Source organism: Henriciella sp. (assembly GCF_049649345.1).
In the GTDB taxonomy this organism is placed as follows: domain Bacteria; phylum Pseudomonadota; class Alphaproteobacteria; order Caulobacterales; family Hyphomonadaceae; genus Henriciella.
In genome coordinates this window covers 1-3,141 of the sequence record NZ_JBARZC010000235.1, presented here as the reverse complement: position 1 = coordinate 3,141, position 3,141 = coordinate 1, and the positions used below count along the sequence as shown (strand labels likewise).

General features: G+C 63.2%; 2 protein-coding genes and 1 pseudogene. 1 reads left to right on the top strand and 2 read right to left on the bottom strand.

Annotated elements, in window-relative coordinates:
* A partial coding sequence (locus WA989_RS06075; protein WP_424339611.1) for a carboxylesterase/lipase family protein occupies positions 1-1,281 on the top strand: 1,281 nt, incomplete at its 5' end.
* 33 nt (positions 1,282-1,314) lie between these two features.
* On the opposite strand, the gene WA989_RS06070 is transcribed toward WA989_RS06075, so the two are convergent.
* Both WA989_RS06070 and WA989_RS06065 read right to left on the bottom strand, forming a co-directional pair.
* Positions 1,315-2,889, bottom strand: a complete 1,575-nt coding sequence (locus tag WA989_RS06070) for an FG-GAP repeat domain-containing protein (RefSeq protein ID WP_424339610.1) — start codon at positions 2,887-2,889, stop codon at positions 1,315-1,317.
* A pseudogene (locus tag WA989_RS06065) lies at positions 2,886-3,141 on the bottom strand (hypothetical protein); the annotation flags it as partial. The pseudogene WA989_RS06065 and the gene WA989_RS06070, both read right to left, overlap by 4 nt.

Here is a 3,141-nt window from a genome sequence, read left to right as displayed (position 1 = left end):
GACGCGTCCGATGCGCCGGTCATCATCTGGATCCATGGCGGATCGCTGCGCATCGGCGGAACCGAGTTTGCGACATATGACGGGACGAAATTTGCCGAACGCGGCATTGTCTTCGTGTCGATCAATTACCGTCTCGGCTTGCTCGGCTGGCTTGCTCATCCCGGGCTCAGCGCAGAATCGCCGGACGGTGTTTCCGGAAATTATGGCCTGCAGGACCAGATCGCTGCGCTGGAATGGGTGGAGGAGAATATCGAGGCATTCGGCGGTGATGCGGGCAATGTGACCATCATGGGTGAATCGGCAGGCGCGCTGTCGGTCGCCTATCTGCTCACAAGCCCCGCCGCCGAGGGCCTCTTTGACAAAGCCATCATGCAAAGCGTCGGAAGCCGGACTTTTTCAGCGCTGGACCAATTTGTTTATGGCTTGCCACCGGCCGAGCAAAAGGGTGCAGAGCTTCTCGAAAAGCTCGGCTACGAGACGATCGAAGCGGCGCGCGAGGCTGATGCGCAGAGCCTCATCAACCGCTCGACGCTTCAGCAATTTACCGCCGAGGGCACGATTGACGGGCGCTTCCTGACCGAACAGCTGATCGAGGCGTTCGACAGCGGCGCGCACCAGAAAGTGCCTGTCATCGCCGGCTTCAACAGCGGCGAGGGTCGCACATACGCCATGTGGCTGCCGCCCTTGCCGGAGACTGCAGAGGCCTATGAGGCCGCGCTCGCCAAATCCTATCCTGACATCGCGGACGACATCATCGCCGTTTACCCGTCAGACGATATCCGCGAGTCGAGCCTTGGAATGATGCGCGACAGCATCTTCGGCTGGGCCGGCGAGCGGATTGTCAGGAAGGTGCGCGACGCGGGCCAGCCTGCCTATCTATACGTCTTCGATCATTGCTATCCCTCCGCGCGCGAGAGGGACCTTTGTGCCTTCCACGGCAGCGAGGTGCCTTATGTGTTCGGCACGCTAGAGGCCGATGAGCTACCGGCGACCTGGCCAACCCCTGATGCACCCGGGGACGACGCCCTTTCGGAGATGCTGCTGGACTACTGGACCTCTTTTGCAGCAACCGGCGAGCCGGTGAGCGAGGAGGGTCCGGCCTGGCTTTCCTATGGTGACGCGGAAAACTACCTCCACATCGAAGAGACGCCGAAGGCGTCCACCGATCCCTATCCCGGCATGTTCGAGGTTCATGAGACCGTGGTTGAGGGCCTGCGCGAGAATGACGAGGCGTGGTTCTTCAATATCGAGGTGCCCAGGCGCGCTGAAGACAAGGAGTAGGGCCGGCACGCGGCCCGCGCCGCCGCACCTCTCTCAGTCCTTTCCGGCCTTGTTCGGCGCGATATAGGTCGTCCCTGCCTCGTAGAGGGCCTCCCAGTTCGAAGGGGGCAGGGGCAGGGCGCGGCTCTCTTGGCTGCGGGCTGGCGTGAAAGCCGGCCGAGCGGTTTGCGATCTCACCTGCTCGAGCCAGAACACCCCGTCATATTCGCCGCTATTGCCGCGCGTCGAAACAAGATCAGTGTCGCCGTCACCATCCATGTCGAGCGGGACGAAGCCGTCATACATGCCGCGCACCCGGCGCGAGACGTCATGGCGCTGCCAGGTCTTGCGGGCATCGCCCGGATTTTCGAACCAGGCGATCCGGCCGACCGTCGCCGATGCGGTGACGCCGGGCTCGTCATAATCGCGCGAGGCGCCTGAATAGCTTCCCGTCATGATGTTGAGGCCCGAATACCCGCCCGTCACAGCGTCCAGATCCCCGTCGCCATCAATGTCGGTGAGGGCAATTCCCACAGTGACGTCAGGCAGGGTGTCGCCAATGCGAAAATAGGTCCAAGGCTCGGAGAGAGTCGCAGGCTGTTTCAGCCAGCCGAGGCCGCCGAAGACAGATCCGGCCGGCTCGCCGGGCACGGTCTCACTGACGCTGACCACAAGATCCTTGCGTCCATCGCCATTGAGATCCGCGAAGGTTGACTGGAAAGCGTTTGACCGGCCCTGCCAGCCCTCCGGGACGTCCATGCCGGCTTCGATCACGATAGGGTGGGGCTGGATCCTGACCTCTCCCGTCTCGTCGGTGCCGAGATTTTCCAGCAGGGTCATGGTCAGATCGATGCGCGCCGCAGCGAGCACATCAAGATCACCATCGCCATCGATATCGACCGGCATCGCCGTGTTCGGCACATTCTCACGAGACAGGACCTGTTCGGTCCAGCTCTCGTTTTTTAGCGGGTCGCCGGTGATCGTGAACAGCGATGTCGCAAGCCCGTCAGACGTTCGGGCGGACGGATCGATGATATCGGCCGAGCCCTTGTTCGGCGCGAGCACATCCATCCGGCCATCCTGGTCGATATCGGCGATGAAGGCTCTCAGCCAGGAGCCGCGGCCGGTCGTGATGTCCGGGATGAGGCTTGCCCAGTCTTCGGTGCGCGCCGCCGAACCGGGGTTCTGAAAATAAATGAGGTGCGCCTCTTCGCAGGCCCCGACGAGGTCAGCCCAGCCATCGCCATTGAGGTCGCCTATGGCGACATCTTCAATCGCCCCGACCTCCGCGCCCGCGCCGATGGTCACCAGCTCCCAGACATCCGGATCAGCCGAGCCGAAGGCGATGCGAAGGTGATTGGAATCCTCGTGGACAGAGATCACGTCCAGAAACCCGTCGCGGTCGATATCAGCTACGGCCAGCCCGTCTCCGCCGCGGATCGGCACGCCGCCATTGACCCCTTCATCATCGATCAGGTGTTCGCGCCACGAAATGGACTGTCCGTCTGCGGCCTGCGCGCCGGTCGGCGTGGACGCGACGGTCAAGGGCGAAGGCGGCTGGCCGGGCGTTGTCGCGCAGGCGCTGGCAAGAAGGATGACGGGCAGGGCCGTAGCGGGAGATCGGATCATAGGCTGGCCTCTGGAGCGTCGAGCAATGCCACGTCTTCTCGCACGGTGCGCGCGGCGAGGACATAGAGCAGGCAGGCGCCGCTGGCGGCGATCACGCCGCAGATCAGCATTGCCGTGCCGAGCGGGCTCGCCATGCCGGCGACAGTGAACGCATCGCTCAGCATGCCGACGACGAGCGGCCCGAGACCGAGACCGATCAAATTCAGCACGAAGAACAGGATCGCCGAGGTCAAAGCGCGCATGCGCAAGGTG

Coding starts and splice junctions, on each gene's coding strand:
- WA989_RS06070 (WP_424339610.1), bottom strand. CDS start 2,889: ATGATCCGATCTCCCGCTACGGCCCTGCCCGTCATCCTTCTTGCCAGC.